The following is a 21,211-nucleotide window of genomic DNA, read 5'->3' on the forward strand; positions in this document are numbered from 1 at the left end:
CCCTCCTCGGGTGTTGACCCGAACTGTCCGCTCCCGACCTCAAGTCCGTGGGATGAAAACCACGAGGTTTCCTCAAGGCTTCCTCAAGATCCGCCGGCCCCCGCGATCTCCGCCACCCAGCCGGCGACCTGCGCCGGGTCGTGGCGCAGGGCCGCGTCGTAGGTCGCGAACTCGGTCGTCACCACCCCGGGCACGTCGGTGGCCCGCCACCCGCCGCAGGGCTGGACCCGCTCGCGCTCGAGGAAGGCCACCAACCGCTCCTGCACCTCGTCGAGCGGCGCGTGGGCGTAGATCTCGAAGGTGTTGGTGGGCGGCACCTCGGGGTGCACGGTCAGGCCGCGCTGCGTGAGCTCGGCAGCGAAGGCCCGCGCCCACGTGGCGTACTCCCCCATCCGCGGGAGCCGGTCGCGCAGCCCGACGAGCGCCGAGACGGCGTACGGCGTCATCCGGTAGACCTGGCCGCCCATCCGCTGGCGCCAGCGGCGCAGCTCGTCCATCACGTCGCGGTCGCCCACGACCGCGGCGCCCGAGAGGCCGCCGAGGCCCTTGTAGAACGAGACGTACACCGAGTCGGCCAGCGCGACGATCTCCGGCAGCGGCCGGTCGTAGAACGGCTGCACCTCCCAGAGCCGCGCGCCGTCGACGTGGAGCGGGACGCCCAGCTCGCGCGCCGCCGCCGACAGCGCGGCCAGGTCCTCCCACGGCGGGACCAGGCAGCCGGCGTCGCGCAGCGGGAGCTCCACGAGCGTGGCGCCGAGCCCGCCGCCGAGGGCGCGCAGGTCCTCGGCGGTGGGGGTACGACGGCCCTGGGTCAACCACTCGAACTCGAGCCCGTGCACGCGGCGCGGGCCGTCGGCCTCGTGGTGCAGCAGGTGCGAGAGGTCCGGGATGCCGACCCGGCGGCTGCCCCGGCGCTCGCACCAGACGCGCAGCGTGGCCTGCTGCGCCATCGTCCCGCTGACGAAGAAGACGGCCGCCTCGGTGCCGAGCAGCTCGGCGACCTCCTGCTCCACGCGGGCGACCGGGCCCCGCTCGCCGTAGCCGTCCCACTCGTCGATGCCGAGGTCCTCGCAGGCCGCGGCCAGCGCCGCGAAGCTCTCGGCCGGGGTGGTCGGCGCGTGCCAGGGCACGTGGTCGGTGCAGGCGCGGGTGGCGGCCCGGAGGCGGTCGTCGATGTCGGTCACGTGCCCACCCTGTCCGCCCGGCGGCCGAGCCGCAACGCGGTTGCGTCGAGGACGAGGACGAGGAGCAGCGACAGGCCGAACAGCGGCAGGAACACCCCGAGCGCCACGACCCCCGCCGCCAGCAGCGGCGTGGTGCGCAGCGGCATCCGGCCGCGTGGGGCCGCCAGGGACCGCGAGGCGCGCGGGCGGCGCCGCCACCACATCAGCGGGCCGGTCACGCACGACACGATCACGAGCACGCACATCAGCGCCGCGCCCCAGAAGGACCACAGCCCGAGGCTGCGCCCCTCGTGCAGGCCGATCCCCTGGGAGACCACCCGGGCCAGCACCGGGTAGTCGTCGAAGCCGTACGTCGACACCACCTCGCCGCCGTACCTGTCGACGTGCACGGTGCGCTCGTCGGAGGGCGCGTCGAAGGCGTAGCCGATCACCGAGAACACGCCGTCCTCCTCGGCCGGGAGCGCCACCGTCATCGGGTGGCGCAGGCCCTCGCCGGCCGCGACGCCGACCGCGGTGTCGATGCTCGCGACGGCGTCGCCGGTGCCCGGGGTGGACGTGGGGACCTCGCTGTCCCCCATCGCCCACGGCACGTCGTTGCGGTGGCTGTGCGGCAGCGACTCGTCCAGCGTCGAGGTGGGGTCGCTGATCGCGCCGGGGTCCGTCGACCACAGGGAGGACCCGCGCTCGGAGGCGAGCGCCTGGACCCGGTCGCCCCACAAGCCCGTCCACGGCAGGCCCGAGACCAGCAGGAGGAGCAGGCCGACGCCGACGACGCTGCCGACCAGCCCGTGCCGCGAGCGCAGCCGGGCACCGGGACGCCCGGCCCTCGCCAGCCGGCGCCGCGCGCGCCGGCCGCGCACGAAGAGGTAGTAGCCGGTGAGGGCCATCACCACGGCCCAGCAGGCGCCGAGCTCGATGACCGCGTCCCCGAGACGACCCGACATCAGCTCGCCGTGCAGGCGCACGGCGTACCCCGACAGCGTCGTGTCCGGGTCCACTGCCCCCAGCACCTCCCCGCCCCAGGTGCTGACGTGGACGTCGCGGGTGCTGCCGTCGTCGAGCACCACCGAGAAGACGGTGTTCCGGTCCGGCCCGGACGGTTCGACCATCGAGGTGACCGTCGCGTCCGGCCAGGCGGCCTCGACGGCGGCCTGCTGGGCGGCGTACGTCGCGGGCTGCTGGCCGGCCTCGCGGGCCGGCGCGGTCATCACGTCGGCGTGGAGCAGCGGCTCGAGCTCGAAGCGGAAGAGGTAGATCAGGCCGGTGGTCGCGAGCAGCAGGAGCACCGGCACCACCAGGAAGCTGGCGAAGAAGTGCCAGCGCCAGACGGCGCGGAAGAGGCCGGGTCGGGAAGCGGGTCGGGCGGAGGGTCGGGTCGGGTCGGGCACGGAGGGTCTCCTCGGGACGCGTGCGCGCGCACGCAGGGCTGCGCGACCGGGACGCCGGGGGCGTCGCGGGTCGCGTGGGACGGGCGGGTGGTCGCTGCCGGGACCGGGGTCTCAGGCGGCGAGCAGCACCGGCGGCCCGCGGCGTACGACGCAGCGCGCGAGGAGGAGCAGGATGGGTGGCACGGGCGCGTGCCGGGGCGGCACCGTGGCGGGCCGGAGGGGTGCCGCGGCACCGGCCAGCGCGGTCAGGGCGAGCAGGAGCGGGCGGACCACCGCCCCGGCGGCCAGCGCCAGCAGGGTCCAGAGCGCGTGCTCACCGACGGCGAGCCAGAGGCCCACGAGCACCGCGGCCGCGAGGTGCGCGGCCATCATCGGGGCGTGGTCGGACAGGTCGGCGACCAGGTGCCCGACCGGCAGCACGGGCGCGACGTCGTCGCGGCCGCCCAGCGTGGCGGCGTACTGGTCGGACAGGGAGCCCACCCGCCGGCCGCCCTCGGTGGGCAGGGCCGCCGGGGTCGGGCGCAACCGCGCCACGGCCGGTGCGTCACCCGCGTGACCGGCGGTCGTGCTGAGGACGAGGTGCACGGCCGTCTGGCCCAGCACGAGCAGCGAGACGACCCGGTGCGTCGAGGCCGGACGGGCGAGCAGGGCGAGGCTGGCGACGGCAACGCCGGCGACCAGGAGGGCCAGGGTGGGGGCGCCGGGCAGCAGGCCGTCCGCGCCGACGTGGCCGGCGATGCCCAGGAAGCAGGTCACGGAGGCGAGGACGAGCGCACGTGCACCGAGCACGGCGGGGTCCATTCTCGACTCCATGGGTCGAGATTCTGTCACGCCACGGACCCCGGACAGGTGACGGTCAGGTTCCTGGCAGGTTCAATGGACGAACCTGCAGTTGACCCTGCCTGAGGAGACCCCATGTTCGACCTGATCAACGGCCTGCCCGTCCACCCGCTCGTCGTGCACGCCGTCGTCGTGCTCGTGCCGCTCGCCGCCCTCGGCACCATCGCGATCGTGGCCCGGCCGGCCTGGCGGGCGCGCTTCGGCGTGCTCGTCGTCGCGGCCGCCGCGATCGGGACGATCCTCACCCCCGTCTCCACGTCCTCGGGCGAGGCCCTCGAGAAGCACGTCGGCGACCCCGGCAAGCACGCCGAGCTCGGCGACCAGCTGATCTGGTTCATGATCCCGCTCCTCGTGCTGGCCCTCGCGGTCGTGCTGCTGGACCGCCGTCGGGCCCGGGCCGGCGACTCCTCGACCCCGCGCTCCGGTGCCGACTCCCCCACGGTGTTCATGGTGGTCGCCGCGCTCGCCGTGGTCGCCGCCGTCGCGACCACCGTGCAGGTCTACCGGATCGGCGACTCCGGCGCCCGCGCCGCCTGGGGCGACCAGGTGTCGTCGTCCGCCGGCGAGTCCGGCAGCTGACCGTGGTCCACGTCGGTCTGTGCGAGGACGACCCGGCGATCCGCCGGGTCGTCTCGCAGGCGCTCACGCTCACCGGGCACACCGTCGCGGTGGCCCACGACGGTGGGGAGGCGCTGCGGCTCTTCGGCGCCGAGACCGCGCTCGACGTGGTGGTCCTCGACATCGGTCTCCCGGACGCCGACGGACGCGACGTCTGCCAGGCGCTGCGCTCGGCCGGACAGCCGGCGCCGGTGCTGTTCCTCACCGCGCTGGCCGGCGTGCACGACCGGTTGTCCGGGTTCGGCGCGGGCGGTGACGACTACCTGCCCAAGCCGTTCGACGTGAAGGAGCTGATCGCCCGGGTCGAGGCGCTGGCGCGGCGCGGCCGTCCGGCCCCGGAGCCCACGGGAGGGCTGGTCCTCGACCCGGCGGCGCACGCGCTGCGGCACGAGGACCGCGAGGTGATGCTGACGCCCACCGAGTTCCGCATCCTGGCCGCGATCACGTCCCGCCCCGGCGAGGTCGTACGCCGTCGGGCCGTCGTCGCCGCCGCGTGGCCGGACGGCGCGCGGGTCGCCGAGAACACCATCGACTCCTACATGCGTCGCGTGCGCACCAAGCTCGAGCAGGTCGACGCGCCCGTGACCCTCCAGACCGTCCGGGGCGTGGGGTTCGTCCTCAAGTGAGGCTCTCCGGCCGGTGGCGGCCACGCACCTTCCGCACGCAGATCGTCGTGTCGACGATGGTCCTCACCGCGCTCGGCATGCTGCTGGTCGGGCTGGGCCTCCAGGTCCTCACCTACCGCATCGTCGAGGGCAACGTGACGACCGTGCTGGAGGACCGCGCCGACTCCGTCGTCGGCGCGGTGGACGCCGGCACGAACGGTGCGACCCCGGTCGTGCCCGCCGGAGTGCTCGACCCGGACACCGTGGTCTTCGACGCCGAGGGCCACGAGCTGGCCGGGCTGGTCTCCCCCCGCCTGAGCGAGCACGCGAGCGACCTCGCGTCGGTGACGACCCCGACCTTCACCACGGTCGGCGACAAGGAGCGGCTGCTCGCGCAGCCGTTCACGACCGGCAGCGGCGCCCGCGGGGTCGTGGTCGTCGCGGAGCCGCTCGCTCCCTACGAGCAGGCCGAGCTGTACGTCGGTCTGGGCACCGTGGTCGTCGGGCTGGTCGCGGTCCTCGCCGTCGGGCTGATCGCCCGCTGGGTGAGCAGCCGCACCCTGGCCCCGGTGGCCCAGATGGCCGAGCGGGCCGCCGACTGGAGCGAGCACGACCTCGACCACCGCTTCGAGCTCGGACCGCCGGTCAACGAGCTGTCCGCCCTGGGGGCGACCCTGGACGGGCTGCTCGAGCGAGTCGCCCGCACGATCCTGGCCGAGCAGCGGCTCACGGCCGAGCTGGCCCACGAGCTGCGTACCCCGCTGTCGGCGATCCAGGGCGCGGCCGACCTGGCGCTGCTGCGCGGCGGTCTGGACGAGGACGCGCAGACCGACCTCGAGCAGATCGCGGTGTCGTCGCGTGCGATGGCCGAGACCATCACGACCCTGCTCGACCTGGCCCGGGACCCGAGCGCGCGGGAGCAGTCCTCGACCTGCCGGGTCGACGAGGTCGTCGCAGGCGTCGCCGGACTCGTGCCCGAGGGGATCGTCTTCGACGACACGGCCGCCGCGCTCCACGACGTACGCCTCGCGTCGCCGCGCGACCTGGCCGTGCGCGCGCTGGCTCCGCTCGTCGACAACGCCGTGCGGCACGCCCGGAGCCGGGTGAGCGTCGGCGCCGAGGTCGTCGGGCGCTCGGTCGTCCTCCGGGTCGCCGACGACGGCGCCGGCATCGACGCGGCGGTCCGCCCGCAGCTCTTCACGCCCGGCGCGAGCGGGCCGGGCGGGGGCACCGGCCTGGGTCTCGGGATCGCGCGACGGGTCGCGCGCTCGGTGGGCGGCGAGGTCGGGGCCGAGGTCACCGACGACACGGCGCCGGACACCGGCGCGATCTTCACGCTGCGGCTGCCGCGCGCCTGAGCCAGTCAGGTTGGTGGCAGGTGGCGCTGGCCATGCTGACGTAGGTCCGAGCGGGTTCCCCCGATCTGCGAGGACCGCCACGCCTCCCCGTCCCCTGGACGGGGAGGCGTGTCACGTCCGGACGTCGGTCAGTTGAGCATCCGCATCGTCGACGGCACGCCGCCGCCGCGCTGCACTTCCTCGACGAGCTCCTGCAGGGCGGTGAGCGCGACGTTCTGCGCCATGGGGCCGTAGGAGACACGGGCGACGCCGAGCTCCTCGAGCCGCTTCAGCGAGGGCGTCCCGGGGATGCCGATCAGCGTCAGGCGCTGCGGGCCGAACGCCTCGACCAGCGTCGACACCTGCTCCTCGTTCAGCCGGCCGGGCACGAAGACGACCGGGGCACCGGCGTCGAGGTAGGCCTTGCCGCGCTCGACGGCGTCCCGGAGGACCTCGGCGGGGTCGCGGTCGCCAGCCTTGACGAAGGCGTCGGTGCGCGCGTTGAGGACGAAGTCGACGCCCTCGTCCTGGGCGACCTTCATGATCTTCTCGACGTTGCCCGCGGCCTCCGCGAGCGGACGCATCTGGTCCTCGAGGTTGGCGCCGACGATGCCGACGCCGATGGCCTTGCGGATGGTGCCGGCGGGGTCGCCGTACCCGCCCTCGAGGTCGGCGCTCACCGGCAGCGACGTGGCCGCGGCGATCCGGCCGACTGCCTCGATCATCAGGTCGACGGGGATGTTCTCGCCGTCGGCGTACCCGTAGGACGCGGCGATGGAGTGGCTCGCGGTGGCGAGGGCCTTGGTGCCCTCGACGTCGGCCACGACGGTCGCGGAGATCACGTCCCACACGTTCACCACCGTGAGGAGCTCGGGTGCCTGGTGCAGGCCCAGCAGGGTCGTCGCGCGGCTGCGCGTCTGGTCGTCAGTCATGCCCTCCACAGTAGCCAGCAACCCGTGACAGGCTGGGGCCGTGGACAGCTACTACGACAGCACCGGACGGGCCGACCGCATCAGCGGCGGGGTCCGGATGATCCCGATCAGCACGCCCGCCGGCGACTTCCGGGTGTGGACCAAGCGGGTGGGCAACAACCCGACCGTCAAGGTGCTGCTGCTGCACGGCGGCCCGGCCGCGACGCACGAGTACCTCGAGTCCTGTGACAGCTTCCTGCCCGCCGCCGGCATCGAGTACTACTACTACGACCAGCTCGGCTCGCACTACAGCGACCAGCCCGACGACCCGTCGCTGTGGGAGATCGACCGCTTCGTCGACGAGGTCGAGCAGGTGCGCGTGGCGCTCGGGCTCGACCGCGAGAACTTCTTCCTCTACGGGCAGTCGTGGGGCGGGGTGCTGGCGATCGAGTACGCCCTCGCCCACCAGGAGCACCTGCGGGGTCTGGTCGTCTCCAACATGATGGCCAGCGTCCCGCGCTACAACGAGTACGCCGAGCAGGTGCTGATGCCGCCGATGGACCAGGACGCCCTGGCCGAGATCAAGCGCCTCGAGCGCGAGGGCCGCACCAACGACCCGTCGTACGAAGCGCTCCTGATCGAGCACCACTACGTCCACCACGTGTGCCGGCTGCCGCTCGACGAGTGGCCCGAGCCGGTGGTGCGGTCGTTCTCCCACATCAACCACGACATCTACGCACCGATGCAGGGGCCCAGCGAGCTCGGGGCCAGCGGCAAGCTGCTGGAGTGGGACCGCAGTGCCAACCTGTCGGCGATCACGGTGCCGACGCTGGTGATGGGCGCCGCCCACGACACGATGGACCCGGCCTACCTCGAGTGGATGGCGACCCAGCTCCCCGACGGCCGCTACCACCACTGCCCCGAGGGCTCGCACCTCGCGATCGTGGACGACCAGGAGACCTACTTCGAGGGACTGCTCGGCTTCCTCGCCGACGTCGACGCCCGTGGCTGAGCCGCTGTCGCTCGACGCGGCCCTGGCCGTCGCCCTGGTCACCGCGGACGCCGGCCACCCGACGGTCTCCGGGGAGGCCGTGATGATGGTCGCCGGTCCCTCGCGGGGCGTGGCCGCGCTCGACGCCGTCAACGAGGTGCTGGAGTTCGCCCACCGCGAGGGCCGCAAGGTCGTCGCGACCGAGCCGGACCTCGGCCCCGCCGCGGCCGAGGTCGCCGCCCGGGTCGCCCGCCGCTGGCCGGAGCTCTCGCCCGACGTCGTACGACGGGTGGGCAACCTGTGGGCGTACGAGAACCGCTGACCGCGGCGCTCAGGCGTCCAGCCGGGGCAGCGTCGGCCACCGGTCGCTCGCCCAGGCCAGCCAGCTCGCCGAGCCGCTCGGCGGGGCCGGCAGCGGACCGCCCGCGAGCTCCTCGGCCGTCGGCGGCCGGCACAGCGCCACGAACCGGTCGTGGTCCTCGGCCGTCATCTCGAAGGTGGTCTCCGGCGCCTCGGTCCAGCGCCGGTCGCACCGGCGCCGTCGTTCGTCCTCCGGCACCTGCAGGTGCTCCATCGTGAACGCCGCACCGGCGTGCTCGGCCACGGCCCGGATCGCGTAGCGCTCCTCCGGCGACCAGCACCCGAAGTCCAGCACCACCGACGACCCGCTGACGAGCACCTCGTGCGCCACCCAGACCATCCGGCCCTCCAGGATGTCGCGCCGGCCGCCGGCGTCGCTGTGCCCGAACAGCGGCGCCATCCAGTCGTCCGGCGTCAGCCGCAGGATGCCGTGCGCGGTAGCCAGCTCGCGGGCACGGGTCGTCTTGCCGGCGCCGGGGAGGCCCACGGTCAGGAACAGCGTCGGGGTCGTGGACAGCACCGGTCGAGCCTCGTCGCCGGCGCGGTCGCGTGCAAGGCGGTTTCGAGACGGTCGCTGCGCGACCTCCTCAACCGGCAGGGGCGCGACCTCCTCGACCCACGAGGGCTACTCCCAGAAGATCCGCTCGACGACCGCGTGCGCGTGCCGCGTGATGCGCAGGTAGTCGTTGACCATCGCGTCGGCCTCGCCGGCGGGGTAGCCCAGGATCGCGGCCACCGCCGCCTTCTCGAGCGGGTCGCGCGGCAGCTGGTCGCCGGGCTTGCCGCGCACGAGCGTGACGGCGTTGCGGATCCGGCTGACCGTGCGCCACCCGTGGGTGAGCTCCTCGGCGTCGTCGGCCGAGATCAGGTCGGCCTCGCGGGCGGCGACGAGGGCCTCGAGGGTGCGGGTGGTGCGCAGGCCGGGGACCTGGCCGGCGTGCTTCATCTGCAGCAGCTGGACGGTCCACTCGATGTCGGCGAGACCGCCGCGACCGAGCTTGAGATGGGTCGTCGGGTCGGCGCCGCGCGGGAGCCGCTCGCGGTCGACGCGCGCCTTGATCCGGCGTACCTCCCGGACGTCGTCCTCGGAGATCCCGCCGGCCGGGAAGCGGAGCGGGTCGACGAGCGCCTCGAAGCGGGTGCGCAGGTCGAGGTCGCCGACGACGGCGTCGGCGCGCAGCAGCGCCTGGGCCTCCCAGACCTTGGACCACTTGGCGTAGTAGGCGGCGTACGAGTCGAGGGTCCGCACCAGCGCGCCCTGCTTGCCCTCGGGCCGCAGGTCGGCGTCGACGATCAGCGCCGGGTCGGCGCCCGGGAGCGCGAGCAGGCGGCGGACCTCGTTGGCGACGGCGGTGGCGTACGACGTGGCCGCCTGCGGGTCGGCGCCGGAGACCGGCTGGTGGACGAAGAGCACGTCGGCGTCGCTGCCGTAGGACAGCTCGAAGCCGCCGTAGCGCCCCATCGCCACGATCGCCATCACCGTGGGCGCGGTGTCCAGCGACCGCGCGCGGCGTACGGCGCGGGCCGCGACGTCCAGGGTGGCCTCGAGCGTGGCGTCGGTGAGCCGCGACAGCCCGGCCCCGACGTCCGCGACGTCAATCAGCCCGAGCAGGTCGCCGGTCGCGATCCGGAAGAGCTCGCGGCGCCGGATCGCCCGGATCGAGCGGGTGGCCTTCTCGGCGTCGTCGCGGCGGGCTCCCGAGGCGAGCATCTCCTCGGTGAGCACCTCGGCGGACAGCGGCGAGAGGTCCTCGCCGAGCATCCGCACGCCCTGCGGCTCACGCTCCAGCAGCCCGCTGGCGTAGCGCGAGGTGGCGAGCAGGGTCGCCAGACGCTCGGCGACCTGCCCCTCGTCGCGGAGGGTCTTGAGGTACCACGGGCTCTCCCCCAGCGACTCGCTGATCCGGCGGAAGCCGAAGAGCCCGGCGTCCGGGTCGGGGGCGTCGGCGAACCAGTCGAGCATCGCGGGCAGCAGGGTGCGCTGGATGCTCGCCGTGCGGGAGACGCCGCTCGTCAGCGCCTCGAGGTGGCGCAGCGCGGCCTTGGGGTCGAGGTAGCCGAGCGCGGCGAGCCGCTTGCCCGCCGCATCCGGCGAGAGCCGCGCCTCGTCCCCGGGGATCCGGGCCACGGCGGTGAGCAGCGGACGGTAGAAGAGCTTCTCGTGCAGCCGCCGCACCTCGAGCCGCTCGTGCTGCCACGCCTTGTCGAGGGCCGTCACCGAGTCCTTGACGAATCCCATGCTCCGGCCGAGCGCCCGCAGCGACTCCTCCTCGGTGGGGACGACGTGGGTGCGGCGCAGCTGGCGGAGCTGGATGCGGTGCTCGAGGGTGCGCAGGAAGGAGTAGGCCTCGTGGAGCGCCTCGCCGTCCTCGCGGCCGACGTAGCCGCCCCGGGTCAGCGCGGCCAGGGCGCTCAGCGTCGTGGGCGCGCGGATGCTCTCGTCCGCCCGCCCGTGCACGAGCTGCAGCAGCTGGACCGCGAACTCCACGTCGCGGAGCCCGCCGGACCCGAGCTTGAGCTGGCGCTCGGCCTCGCGCGGCGGGATGTTCTTGACCACCCGGCGCCGCATCGCCTGGGTGTCCGCGACGAAGCCGTCGCGCTCCGCGGCCGTCCACACCATCGGCGCGACCATGGCGACGTACTCCTCCCCGAGCGCGAGGTCGCCCGCGACCGGCCGAGCCTTGAGCAGCGCCTGGAACTCCCAGGTCTTGGCCCAGCGCTCGTAGTAGCCGCGGTGGCTCGCGATCGTGCGCACCAGCGGCCCGGACTTCCCCTCGGGTCGCAGCGCCGCGTCGACCGGCCAGATCGTGCCCTCGGTCGTGTGCTCGCCGCAGACCCGGATCAGGTGGCTGGCCAGCTGCGTGGCGACGCGGGCGGCGTCGTTCTCGTCGGCGCCGTCGGCCGGCTCGAAGGCGAAGATGACGTCGACGTCCGAGACGTAGTTGAGCTCGTGTCCCCCGCACTTGCCCATCGCCACGACCGCCAGGCGCGCGAGCTCGGCGCCCGCGACCCGCTGGCGGGCCACGGCCAGGGCCGCCTCGAGGGTGCCGGCGGCGAGGTCGGAGAGCTCGGCCGCGGCGTCGTCGAGCCCGAGGTGGTGCGCGAGGTCGCGCGAGGCGAGGCGCAAGAGGATCCGGCGGTACTCCACGCGCAGCGCGTCGAGCGCGGCCGCGTCGTCCAGGGTCGCGGTCGGCAGCGGGGCGTCGGGGTCGGCACCGACGGCGCGGAGCAGGTCGGCGCGGACGGCGTACGCCGCGGGGCGGGTCGAGCCGAGCAGCGGGTCCGTGAGCTCGCGCCAGTGCTCGGGGTGCCGGACGAGGTGGTCGGCGAGCGCGCTGCTGGCGCCCAGGACGCAGAGCAGCCGCATCGCCGTGCCCTCGTCGTCGACGAGCTCCTCGACCAGGGCGTCGCGGTCGTCGACGACCTCGGCGAGGCGCACCAGTGCGTCGAGGGCCTGGTCGGGGTCGGCGGTCCGAGCCAGGATCGCGAGCAGCGGCTCCGCGTCGGCGCCCAGACGGTGCAGCGCGGCGAGGGCGGGCTCGGCGTCGCGGAAGCCGAGCCGGACGAGGGTGCCCGCGGTGACCGGGGGGTGGCTCATCCGGCGGACCTCGCGGACCCGGCGATCCGGGCCAGGCCCGCGGCCAGCGGCCGCCAGGCCTCGTCGAGCTCGCCGCGGGCGGCGTCGATCTCGCGCAGCACCGCCGGCTGGTCGATCCCGCGCGCCTCGTGGGAGCCGAGGTCGTGCGCGGCCCAGGGTCGCAGCACCTCGACGTCGACCTCGGGGTGCAGCTGGACGCCCCAGACCCGGGGCGCGAACCGGACGGCCTGCGGCTCGCCGCGCTCCGTCGCGGCCAGCAGGACCGCACCGTCGGGCAGGGCGGTGACGAGGTCGTCGTTCCACTGGACGCCGCGCCGCGGCGTGGCGAGCGGCCCGAGCAGCTCGTCGGCGGCAGCCGCGTCGGTCCAGCCGACCGCGAGCAGCCCGAGCTGCTGGCCCAGCGGGTTGCGGGCCACGGTGCCGCCGAGCGCGACGGCGATCAGCTGGTGGCCCAGGCAGATGCCGAGGGTGGGCAGCCCGCTCGCGACGGCGTCGCGGACGCGCTCCTTGACCGGCCCGAGCCACGCGTGCTCGGCGTCGTCGTTCGCGCCCATCGGCCCGCCGAGCACCACCCAGGCGTCGTACGACGTCGGGTCGGGCAGCTCGTCGCCGGCGTACGGACGGCACACCTCGACGGCGCAGCCGGCCTCCTCCAGCCAGGTGCCGAAGAGCGCCGGCGGGCAGTCGGTCTCGTGCTGGACGGCCAGGATCCGCGGGGCGCTCACGCGCCGACCCTAGTGGGCGCTCGGCTCCGGCGGATCGTCGTCCCGACCCGGGAGCACGCCGATGAGGAGGAGCGGGACCGCGACGACCGCGACGAGCAGACCGATGAACGTCTGGCTCAGCAGCACTGCCACCACGATCGCGACGAGACCGGTCGCCGCCACCCAGGGCCGGGCGTTCGGGTCCTCGTTCGACACCGCGCGCAGCGCGCCCGCGACCAGTCCTCCGAGAAGCACGCCCGGCACCACCAGCACGAGGAGGGCCGTGGACGCGGACCCGTGCCCGAGCAGCAGCAGGGCGGCCCAGCCGAACAGGAACACCACCACCACGGCGGCCGCCCCCAGGAGGATCCGCAGCTGACGGGCTCTCTCCGGCCGGTAGGGCTCGCCGAGCGCGAAGCGGATCATATGACCGGCAGCATCCGGTCCCGCTCGAAGACCGAGACCTGGCCGCGGTACTCGTCCCACTCCGCGCGCTTGTTGCGCAGGAAGAAGTCGAAGACGTGCTCGCCGAGGGTCTCGGCGAGGAGCTCGGAGTTCTCCGCGATGCCGATCGCGTCGTGCAGGCTGCGCGGCAGCGGGTCGATGCCGAGGCTCTTGCGCTCGCGCTCGGAGAGCGACCACACGTCGTCCTCGGCCTCGCGGGGCAGCTCGTAGTCCTCCTCGATGCCCTTCATGCCCGCGGCGAGCACGACGGCGTACGCGAGGTAGGGGTTGCACGCGGCGTCGAGCGTGCGCAGCTCGATGCGGGTCGACTGACCCTTGTTGGGCTTGTACATCGGGACCCGGATCATCGCCGAGCGGTTGTTGTGGCCCCAGCAGACGTACGACGGGGCCTCACCGCCGCCGATGAGGCGCTTGTAGCTGTTGACCCACTGGTTGGTCACCGTGGTGATCTCCGGGGCGTGGCGCAGCACGCCGGCGATGAACTGGCGGCCGGTCCGGGAGAGCTGGTACTCCGCGCCCGCCTCGAAGAACGCGTTGCTGTCGCCCTCGAAGAGCGACACGTGCGTGTGCATGCCGGAGCCGGGGTGCGTCGTGAACGGCTTGGGCATGAAGGTCGCCCAGATGCCCTGGCTCAGCGCCACCTCACGGATCACGGTGCGGAAGGTCATGATGTTGTCGGCGGTGCTGAGCGCGTCGGCGTACCGCAGGTCGATCTCCTGCTGGCCCGGACCGCCCTCGTGGTGGCTGAACTCCACCGAGATGCCCATCGACTCGAGCATCGTGATCGCCTCGCGGCGGAAGTCGGCGCCCATCGACTGCGCGGTGTGGTCGAAGTAGCCGCTGCGGTCGACCGGGATCGGGTCGGCGCCGGGCTGCGGGGTGTCCTTGAAGAGGTAGAACTCGATCTCGGGGTGCGTGTAGAACGTGAACCCCTTCTCGGCCGCCTTGCTCAGCGTCCGCTTCAGGACGTAGCGCGGGTCGGCGTACGACGGGGAGCCGTCCGGCATCACGATGTCGCAGAACATCCGGGCGGTCGACGGACCCTCGCCGCGCCACGGGAGGATCTGGAAGGTCGACGGGTCCGGCTTGGCGAGCATGTCCGCCTCGTAGACCCGGGCGAAGCCCTCGATCGCCGATCCGTCGAAGCCGATGCCCTCGGAGAAGGCGCCCTCGAGCTCGGCCGGGGCCACCGCGACGGACTTGAGGAAGCCCAGCACGTCGGTGAACCACAGCCGGACGAACCGGACGTCTCGCTCCTCGAGAGCGCGGAGTACGAAGTCCTCTTGCTTGCCCATGGCGTCAGCCTAGGGGTCGGACCGCCCGGGGCGGCGGTGGGTGGTCACCCGATCCGGTGACCGAAACCGTGAAGCACCCACCGCCGCTCCGGCCGTCGTCAGGGCTGCGCGCAGAACGGGACGTCCTGGGTGCCGAAGATGCCCTTGAAGGTGCGCTCCATCGGCGCCCAGAAGTCCTGCGTCGTGGAGGTCCACGCCGCGGTGGCCTTCGTCGGGCCGGTCGTGCCCTCCACGCTCACCTTGCGGACCTCGAGCGGGATCGTCACGTCGCTCGCGTCGGTGCCGGCCCAGCAGGCGCTGCCCCGCTTCTTGGCCTTCACGTCGGCGTACGACGACACGTCGCTCCCCGGCTTCTCGTGGCCGTAGCGGAAGACCACCTGGCTGACGTAGCCGGTCGTCGTGCCGTTCGCGCCCTCCCACGGCGCCTGGATGGTGGCGTCGAGACCGTGGGTGCGCTTCGTGGGGATCGTGAAGGTGACGGCGCCGTCGTGGGCCCGCTTCGTCTTCGTCTGCCAGACCTTCTGGCGACCCTGGATGGCTTGGTGCAGGGTGATCTCGCACTTCAGGCAGTCCGGGACCGTGAAGGTCACCGTGGTGGTGTCACCGGCCCGGGACGCGGCTGCGGCGTGCGAGGCCGGGGCCGTGGCCTGCGCCGGTGCGGCCGCGAGACCGGCGCCCGCTGCGAGCAGGGTGGTGAGGAGGACTGCCGCGCGTCGTGCCGGGCTGGTCGTCATCCGAGATCTCCTTCGTACGGCGCCCGGGCCTCCCGATGAGGTCCGGCGCGCTTGTCGAGAGGAAGACGCAGACGGTCGCGGGATTGTTGCGGTCAGCTCGCGTCGGCTCCGCAGACGTCCGGGTCGTCGGCGTACTTCTCCAGCAGGCAGGCGCCGTCGACCAGGGCCCGGTCCCCCAGTGGCGCCTCGAGCTCGGCGACGACGGTGTACGTCACGGCCATCGCCACGCAGGAGCCACCGCCGGTGGTCTCGCGCACGGTCAGGACGACCTGCTCGGACGTCTCCTCGGCGCGGTAGTCGCGCGACTTCTGGCACGCACTCCCGGTGAACTGCACGGTCACCGCGCTGCCGCGGACCTCGGCCGGCTTGCCCCAGGGCCGGACCTGCGCCGCCGGCTCGTCGCCCCCGCCCGAGCACGCGGCGAGCAGCACCACCGACAGCGCGGCCACGACGTACCTCATCCCGGCAGGGTGCCACGGCCCCCGCCCGCACCGTCGCGTTTCGCGCCGCGCGCGGGGTCGTCGACCGCTCACTCGTCCGGCAGCGTGTTGCGCTCCAGCTCGCTCACGGTGGGCCGGCCGCGGTTGCAGAACACCTCGAGGTCGATCGAGCGACGCTGGTTGGCGAAGACCGCGTCGACGTCGTCGTCCGGGCCGGGCTCGTAGCTCACGGTGCGCCAGCCCGCGGCCCGGTCGGGACGGGCCTCGATGCCGTAGGCGACCGCGCCCCGGCACTCCACGACGAACGCACCGAACTCCTCCTCGACGGTCGCCCGCACCGACTCCGCGTCGGCGAGCGGGACCGCGCTGCCCTCCTGGAGCTCGGCGGCCCGGGCGGTCTCGTTGCCGAGCGGACCGCGGCCGCGGATGCTCGCCCCCACCTGCGAGACGGCCACGAGCCCGACGACCACAGCGAGGGTCGCGGCGACGACCCAGGCCAGGGAGAGGCCGGCGCGTCGGGCCAGGCGGCGTTCGGGATCCACGACGGCAGTCTGGCCGACGGGGTCGGAGCCGCTCGCTAGGCGAGGGTTAAGGCCACGCTAAGGCCGTGGCGACCCCGGCTACCGTCCCCCTCGTGGCCCACGTGCTGATCATCGAGGACGACCCCCGCATCCGCCCGTTGCTGATGCGCTCCCTCGGCGAGCGGGGGTACGCCGTCGCGTCGGCGCCCACCGGGATGCTGGGCCTGACGATGGCGGTCGAGAGCCGCCCCGACCTGGTGATCCTCGACCTCGGGCTGCCCGACGTGGACGGCACCCAGGTGCTGTCGATGCTGCGCGCGGTCAGCGACGTGCCGGTCATCGTGGCGAGCGCCCGCGACGACGACCCGTCGCTGATCGGGTGCCTCGACGCGGGGGCCGACGACTACGTCGTGAAGCCGTACACCACCCAGCAGCTCGAGGCCCGCATCCGCGCGGTCATGCGTCGCTCGGCCGGTGCCCGGGCCCCCCGCACGAACCTGGTCGTGGGCGGGCTCGAGATCGACGTCCCGGCCCGTCGCGCCACCCTCGACAGCAGCGTCCTCGACCTGAGCCCCCGCGAGTTCGACCTGCTGGTCCGGCTGGCCGAGAGCCCCGGCGAGGTGGTGACCAAGCGCGAGCTGCTCACCGACGTGTGGCACCAGGCCTGGGGCGGCTCGGACAAGACCGTCGACGTGCACCTGTCGTGGCTGCGCCGCAAGCTCGGCGAGTCCGCGGCCGAGCCGCGCTACCTGCACACGATCCGCGGGGTCGGCGTACGCCTCGCCGTCCCCGACGACGCGCCAGACGGCGCGTCCGACGACGCGCCAGGCGCCTGAGCCCGTGCGCCGCAGCCTGATCCTCACCGTCGCCGCGGCGGTCTCGATGGTGCTGCTCGCGATGCTGGTGCCGATGGCGGTGCTGCTGCGCAGCTACGCCCTCGAGGACCGGCTCTCGCGTGCCGCGCTCGAGGTGCAGGCGACCGAGACGGTGGTGTCCGGCGGGGATGCGGGGGCGGTGAGCAACTACCTCGAGCGCATCAACCACGACGACAGCGAGACGATCACGACGGTGCTCTACCCCGACGGCACCGCGATCGGGCCGCACCCCGGCGAGGACACCCGGGTGCGACAGGCGCGCACGACCGGGCAGGCGCGGGTCGACGACGTCGACGGCGGCGCGGAGATCCTCGTCCCGGTGTCGCTGGGCTCGCTGGGCGGCGGCAGCCCCGGACCGGAGAGCACCCCCGTCGTGCGGGTCGAGGTGCGCGAGCCCGGGCTGGGGTCAGGGATCCTGCGCGCCTGGGTCGTCCTCGCCGCCCTCGGGGCGGTGCTGCTGCTCGGCGCGCTGTTCCTGGCCGACCGGCTCGGCCGCTCGTTCGTGCAGCCGATCCGCCGGCTCGCGTCGTACGCCGGCCAGCTGGGCGACCGCGAACGACCCGACCCGGTGCCGGCCGAAGGCCCCGCCGAGGTGCGCGAGCTGACCGGCGCCATGAACCGGCTCGTCGGCCGCGTCGAGGTCCTGCTGGAGCGGGAGCGTCAGGGCGTGGCCGACCTGTCCCACCGGCTCCGCACGCCGATCACCGCCCTGCGACTGCGCATCGACGCCCTGCCGGTGCCCGCCGACCGCGACCGGCTGGCCGAGGACCTGGACCGGCTGGTCGGCATGGTCGACCACGTCGTGAGCGAGGCCCGGCGCTCGGCCCGCGAGGGCCTGGTCGCCCAGGCCGAGGCGGTCGGTACGCTCGCCGACCGCGCGCGGTTCTGGGAGCCGCTGGGCGAGGACCAGGGGCGGGCGTTCGCGCTGGCGCTGCCGTCGCACGAGCGGATCCTGGTCGGCACCAGCACCGAGGACCTGGTGGCGCTGCTCGACGTGCTGCTCGACAACGTCTTCTCGCACACGCCCGAGGGCTCGCCGGTGGGCGTGAGCCTCGCGGAGCGCGCCGGGGGCGGCGTGATCCTCACCGTCGACGACGGCGGCCCCGGCTTCCCCGCGGATCTCGACGTCCTCGACCGCGGCACCAGCGGCGGCGGCTCGACCGGGCTGGGCCTGGCCATCGCGCAGCGGACCGCCACCGAGTCCGGTGGCGGCCTGCGCGTGGAGCGGTCGTCGTACGGCGGCGGGCGGGTCGTCGTGGAGCTCGGCCCGCCCGCCTGAGCCGTCCACTCCCGGCGGACGGTGTCGGCGGTCAGCGCGTGGTGACCTTCGTGGAGCAGGTGGTGCCGCCCCCGACCCGCGTGGCCTTCATCGTGAAGACGTCCTTGCCGGAGGTGTTCCTGCGGAAGCGGTCGACGTCGAGGTCGCCCTCGCCGTCGGTCGTGCGGACGACCTCGGCGAAGCGCTTGCCGTCGTGCTTGAGCACGATGGTCCAGCGCGACCCGACCGGCTGGTTCTCGAGACCGGCGTCGATCTCGAAGCCGTTGCCCTCGCGATCGACGCTGAGCTCGTAGGTGCCGCTGCCGCAGGCACCCTGGCGCTCGACGTCGGCCTGCGCGGGGGCCGCGACGAGCACGGCGGTCGGGACGGCGACGATCGCGCCGGCGGTGGTGAGGGCGATGGTGCGGGTGAGGACGTTCACGGGATCTCCTGGGGTGTCGGTGGGGTGTGGCCGGGTCAGCGGGTGAGCGTGGCGGTGCAGGGCTCGCCCCCGCCGGACGGCGTGGCGGTCGCGGTGAACTCGTCGCCGTCGGCCGCGTCGCGGACCGTGACGTCGACGTCGATCTCGGCGTCCTCGTCGGTCATCCGCTGGCCGTCGAGGATCGGGGCGCCGTCCTGCTCGATGACGACGTCCCAGGTCTCACCGGGGGCGGACGACTGGACCTCGAAGCTCACCTCGTAGGCGTCGCCCTCGGTCTCGGCCTCGAGGCGGTAGTTCGAGGCGTCGCAGGCCCCGCTGGTGAACCGCTCGTCGTCGCTCATCGCGGCCCAGGTCCCGGTGCCGACCGCGGCGACGAGGGCCAGGGCCGCGACGACGACGAGGGCCGGCTTCGTGCCCCGCATCGGCTTGCGCTTCATGTCTTCTCCTCCTGTGTGGTGCGGACAGGAGGAGACTCGCAACGGCGGCGCTAAGCGCGAACCAGCGTTGCGTCAAGGCCAGGTAAAGGCCTCAGGCGTCGGGGACGTTCGCCTCGAGCTCGGCCAGCCACGCCGCGGCGCTCGCGTCGGACGGCATCCGCCAGTCGCCGCGGGGCGACATGGTGCCCCCGGCGCTGACCTTGGGACCGTTCGGCAGCGCCGAGCGCTTGAACTGGCTGGCGAAGAACCGTTGCGTGAAGACCACGAGCCAACGCCGCACCGTCGCGAGGTCGTACGCCGTCCGCGACTCGTCCGGGAAGCCGGGCGGCCACTCCCCCGCCTCCTCGTCGCGCCAGGCGTGCCACGCGAGGAAGGCGATCTTGCTGGGACGGTAGCCGCGACGGATCACGTGGAAGAGCGTGAAGTCCTGCAGTGCGTAGGGCCCCACGGAGTCCTCGGTCGCCTGCGGCTTCTCGCCCTCGGTGTGCGGGATCAGCTCCGGGGTGATCTCCTGCGCCAGGATCTCGCGCAGCACGTCGTTGGTGTCGGCCTCGAACTGCCCGCTGTCCGCGACCCAGCGGATCAGGTGCTGGATCAGCGTCTTCGGCACGCCGGCGTTGACGTTGTAGTGCGACATCTGGTCGCCCACGCCGTACGTGCACCACCCGAGCGCGAGCTCGGACAGGTCGCCGGTGCCGAGCACGATGCCGCCGCGGTGGTTGGCGAGCCGGAAGAGGTAGTCCGTGCGCAGCCCGGCCTGGACGTTCTCGAACGTCACGTCGTAGACGGGCCGACCCTCGGCGAAGGGGTGGTCGAGGTCGGCGAGCATCTGCCCGGCCGCGGCGGTGATGTCGAGCTCTTCGAACGTCACGCCCAGCGACTTGGCCAGGCGCGTGGCGTACGACTTCGTGGTGTCGCCGGTCGCGTAGCCCGGCATCGTGAACGCGTGGATGTCGGTGCGCGGCCGGCCGAGCCGGTCCATCGCCTTGGCGGCGACGATCACCGCGTGCGTCGAGTCGAGCCCGCCGCTGACGCCCACGACGACCTTCGGGGCCCAGGTGTCCGTGGTCATCGCGTGCAGGCGCTGCCCGAGTCCGGAGACCTGGATGTTGTAGGCCTCATAGCAGTCGAGCGCGAGCCGCTCCACGTCGTCCGGCACGAACGGGAAGCGGTCGACCTTGCGCCGCAGCCCGAGGTCGCCGCTCGGGGCGTCGAGGGTGAAGGCGATGGTCCGGAAGGCGCCGACGCGCACGTCGTGCGTGCGCCGGTTGTCGTCGAAGGTGCCCTGCCGCAGCCGCTCCTGGCGCAGCCGGTCGAGGTCGACGTCGACGACGGTGCGCCGGGGCCCGTCGGGGAACCGCTCGCTCTCCCCCAGCAGGTCGCCGCACTCGTAGACCATCGTCTGGCCGTCCCAACTCAGGTCGGTCGTGGACTCGCCCTGCCCGGCGGAGGCGTAGAGGTACGCCGCGTTGCACCGCGCGCTGGCGCTCCGGACCAGCAGCCGGCGGTCCTCGGCGCGCGCCACGGTGATCGGGCTGCCGGACAGGTTCGCCAGCACGGTCGCCCCGGCCAGCGCGGCCTCGGCGCTCGGCGGCACCGGCACCCACATGTCCTCGCAGACCTCGACGTGCAGCACCAGCCCGCGCAGGTCGGTCGCGGCGAAGAGGAGGTCCGGCCCGAACGGCACCGTCGCCCCGCCCAGCGTGATCGTGGACGCGCGGCGGTCGTCGCCGGGCGCGAAGTGGCGGCGCTCGTAGAACTCGCGGTACGTCGGCAGGTAGGACTTCGGGCTGACCCCGAGCACCACGCCGCGGTGGATCACGACCGCGCAGTTGAGGACGCGGGTGCCGTGCACCAGCGGCGCCCCGACCACGATCACCGGCAGCAGGTCGACCGACCCGGCGACCACCTCGGCGATCGCGTCCTCGACGGCCGCCAGCAGGGTGTCCTGCAGCAGCAGGTCGTCGATCGCGTAGCCGCACAGGCTCAGCTCCGGGAAGACCGCCACCGCGACCCCGTCGTCGTGGCAGGCCCGCGCCTGCTCGAGCACCGTGCGCGCGTTGGCGGCCGGGTCCGCGATCGCGACCGGCACCGTGCAGGCCGCGACCCGGGCGAACCCGTGGGCGTACGACGAGGAGAAGTCCACGTGGCGAGTCTCCCACGACGCGATGAGTTCCCGGCGTACGACTGGTCTGCACGACCGAGACC

22 protein-coding genes are annotated in these 21,211 nt (G+C 73.9%); 7 read left to right on the forward strand and 15 right to left on the reverse strand.

Features of this window, described 5'->3' with window-relative positions:
• Positions 1-83: 83 nt before the first annotated feature.
• From H5V45_RS21090 to H5V45_RS21100, 3 genes are all read right to left on the reverse strand, one after another.
• Positions 84-1,184, reverse strand: coding sequence for a beta-eliminating lyase-related protein (locus H5V45_RS21090; RefSeq protein ID WP_185255044.1), 1,101 nt, complete (start codon positions 1,182-1,184; stop codon positions 84-86).
• Positions 1,181-2,572 (reverse strand): PepSY-associated TM helix domain-containing protein, encoded by a 1,392-nt coding sequence (locus H5V45_RS21095; protein ID WP_343061678.1) that lies wholly within the window; start codon positions 2,570-2,572, stop codon positions 1,181-1,183. The genes H5V45_RS21090 and H5V45_RS21095 overlap by 4 nt, the downstream gene beginning before the upstream one ends.
• A 111-nt stretch (positions 2,573-2,683) precedes the next feature.
• Positions 2,684-3,385: a hypothetical protein gene (locus H5V45_RS21100; RefSeq protein ID WP_185255045.1), complete on the reverse strand. Its 702-nt coding sequence runs from the start codon at positions 3,383-3,385 to the stop codon at positions 2,684-2,686.
• 102 nt (positions 3,386-3,487) lie between these two features.
• Here H5V45_RS21100 and H5V45_RS21105 point away from each other — a divergent pair, with 102 nt between their 5' ends.
• The 3 genes from H5V45_RS21105 to H5V45_RS22810 are packed head-to-tail and all read left to right on the forward strand — an operon-like array spanning position 3,488 to position 5,993.
• Entirely contained in the window at positions 3,488-3,991 is a 504-nt protein-coding gene (locus tag H5V45_RS21105; RefSeq protein WP_185255046.1) for a DUF2231 domain-containing protein, read from the forward strand.
• A 2-nt stretch (positions 3,992-3,993) separates the two neighbouring features.
• Positions 3,994-4,656 carry a response regulator gene (locus H5V45_RS21110; RefSeq protein WP_185255047.1) on the forward strand — a complete coding sequence of 221 codons (663 nt, stop codon included), beginning with the start codon at positions 3,994-3,996 and terminating at the stop codon, positions 4,654-4,656.
• A complete protein-coding gene (locus tag H5V45_RS22810; protein ID WP_185255048.1) occupies positions 4,653-5,993 on the forward strand; it encodes an ATP-binding protein in 1,341 nt (446 codons plus the stop codon). The genes H5V45_RS21110 and H5V45_RS22810 overlap by 4 nt, the downstream gene beginning before the upstream one ends.
• A 128-nt stretch (positions 5,994-6,121) precedes the next feature.
• Here H5V45_RS22810 and H5V45_RS21120 read toward each other — a convergent pair whose 3' ends face one another.
• Positions 6,122-6,904 (reverse strand): isocitrate lyase/PEP mutase family protein, encoded by a 783-nt coding sequence (locus H5V45_RS21120; RefSeq protein WP_185255049.1) that lies wholly within the window; start codon positions 6,902-6,904, stop codon positions 6,122-6,124.
• A 40-nt stretch (positions 6,905-6,944) separates the two neighbouring features.
• Between H5V45_RS21120 and H5V45_RS21125 the strand changes: the two genes are divergently transcribed.
• Both H5V45_RS21125 and H5V45_RS21130 read left to right on the forward strand, forming a co-directional pair.
• Positions 6,945-7,895, forward strand: a complete 951-nt coding sequence (locus H5V45_RS21125; protein ID WP_221634671.1) for a proline iminopeptidase-family hydrolase — start codon at positions 6,945-6,947, stop codon at positions 7,893-7,895.
• Positions 7,888-8,196 carry a hypothetical protein gene (locus H5V45_RS21130; RefSeq protein ID WP_185255050.1) on the forward strand — a complete coding sequence of 103 codons (309 nt, stop codon included), beginning with the start codon at positions 7,888-7,890 and terminating at the stop codon, positions 8,194-8,196. The genes H5V45_RS21125 and H5V45_RS21130 overlap by 8 nt, the downstream gene beginning before the upstream one ends.
• Positions 8,197-8,205: 9 nt before the next feature.
• Here the strand turns inward: H5V45_RS21130 and H5V45_RS21135 are convergent, their stop codons facing one another.
• The 8 genes from H5V45_RS21135 to H5V45_RS21170 form a co-directional block, all read right to left on the reverse strand.
• Positions 8,206-8,754, reverse strand: a complete 549-nt coding sequence (locus H5V45_RS21135) for a P-loop nucleotide/nucleoside kinase family protein (protein WP_221634672.1) — start codon at positions 8,752-8,754, stop codon at positions 8,206-8,208.
• Between the two features lie 105 nt (positions 8,755-8,859).
• Complete coding sequence (locus H5V45_RS21140; RefSeq protein ID WP_185255051.1) at positions 8,860-11,832, reverse strand: bifunctional [glutamine synthetase] adenylyltransferase/[glutamine synthetase]-adenylyl-L-tyrosine phosphorylase; 2,973 nt, start codon at positions 11,830-11,832, stop codon at positions 8,860-8,862.
• Positions 11,829-12,557, reverse strand: a complete 729-nt coding sequence (locus H5V45_RS21145) for a glutamine amidotransferase-related protein (protein WP_185255052.1) — start codon at positions 12,555-12,557, stop codon at positions 11,829-11,831. The genes H5V45_RS21140 and H5V45_RS21145 overlap by 4 nt, the downstream gene beginning before the upstream one ends.
• 9 nt (positions 12,558-12,566) lie before the next feature.
• On the reverse strand, positions 12,567-12,962 hold the full coding sequence (locus H5V45_RS21150; RefSeq protein WP_185255053.1) for a hypothetical protein: 396 nt from the start codon (positions 12,960-12,962) through the stop codon (positions 12,567-12,569).
• Positions 12,959-14,296, reverse strand: coding sequence for a type I glutamate--ammonia ligase (gene glnA / locus H5V45_RS21155; RefSeq protein WP_185255054.1), 1,338 nt, complete (start codon positions 14,294-14,296; stop codon positions 12,959-12,961). Before glnA ends, H5V45_RS21150 begins: the two co-directional genes overlap by 4 nt.
• Before the next feature lie 98 nt (positions 14,297-14,394).
• Positions 14,395-15,030, reverse strand: a complete 636-nt coding sequence (locus tag H5V45_RS21160; protein ID WP_185255055.1) for a hypothetical protein — start codon at positions 15,028-15,030, stop codon at positions 14,395-14,397.
• 92 nt (positions 15,031-15,122) lie between these two features.
• Complete coding sequence (locus H5V45_RS21165; protein ID WP_185255056.1) at positions 15,123-15,491, reverse strand: hypothetical protein; 369 nt, start codon at positions 15,489-15,491, stop codon at positions 15,123-15,125.
• A gap of 68 nt (positions 15,492-15,559) precedes the next feature.
• Positions 15,560-16,012 (reverse strand): hypothetical protein, encoded by a 453-nt coding sequence (locus tag H5V45_RS21170; RefSeq protein ID WP_185255057.1) that lies wholly within the window; start codon positions 16,010-16,012, stop codon positions 15,560-15,562.
• A 65-nt stretch (positions 16,013-16,077) separates the two neighbouring features.
• On the opposite strand from H5V45_RS21170, the gene H5V45_RS21175 reads away from it, so the two are divergent.
• Both H5V45_RS21175 and H5V45_RS21180 read left to right on the forward strand, forming a co-directional pair.
• Positions 16,078-16,827, forward strand: coding sequence for a response regulator transcription factor (locus H5V45_RS21175; RefSeq protein WP_343061679.1), 750 nt, complete (start codon positions 16,078-16,080; stop codon positions 16,825-16,827).
• 4 nt (positions 16,828-16,831) lie between these two features.
• On the forward strand, positions 16,832-18,145 hold the full coding sequence (locus H5V45_RS21180) for an ATP-binding protein (RefSeq protein ID WP_185255058.1): 1,314 nt from the start codon (positions 16,832-16,834) through the stop codon (positions 18,143-18,145).
• A 31-nt stretch (positions 18,146-18,176) separates the two neighbouring features.
• Here H5V45_RS21180 and H5V45_RS21185 read toward each other — a convergent pair whose 3' ends face one another.
• The 3 genes from H5V45_RS21185 to H5V45_RS21195 all read right to left on the reverse strand — a co-directional run bounded on the left by H5V45_RS21185 (position 18,177) and on the right by H5V45_RS21195 (position 21,149).
• Positions 18,177-18,566: a hypothetical protein gene (locus H5V45_RS21185; protein ID WP_185255059.1), complete on the reverse strand. Its 390-nt coding sequence runs from the start codon at positions 18,564-18,566 to the stop codon at positions 18,177-18,179.
• 35 nt (positions 18,567-18,601) lie between these two features.
• Positions 18,602-19,003 (reverse strand): hypothetical protein, encoded by a 402-nt coding sequence (locus H5V45_RS21190; protein ID WP_185255060.1) that lies wholly within the window; start codon positions 19,001-19,003, stop codon positions 18,602-18,604.
• A 91-nt stretch (positions 19,004-19,094) separates the two neighbouring features.
• Positions 19,095-21,149 (reverse strand): NAD(+) synthase, encoded by a 2,055-nt coding sequence (locus H5V45_RS21195; protein WP_185255061.1) that lies wholly within the window; start codon positions 21,147-21,149, stop codon positions 19,095-19,097.
• Between the last annotated feature and the right edge of the window lie 62 nt (positions 21,150-21,211).

It is taken from the genome of Nocardioides luti (genome assembly GCF_014212315.1).
GTDB classification, from domain to species: Bacteria; Actinomycetota; Actinomycetes; order Propionibacteriales; family Nocardioidaceae; genus Nocardioides; species Nocardioides luti.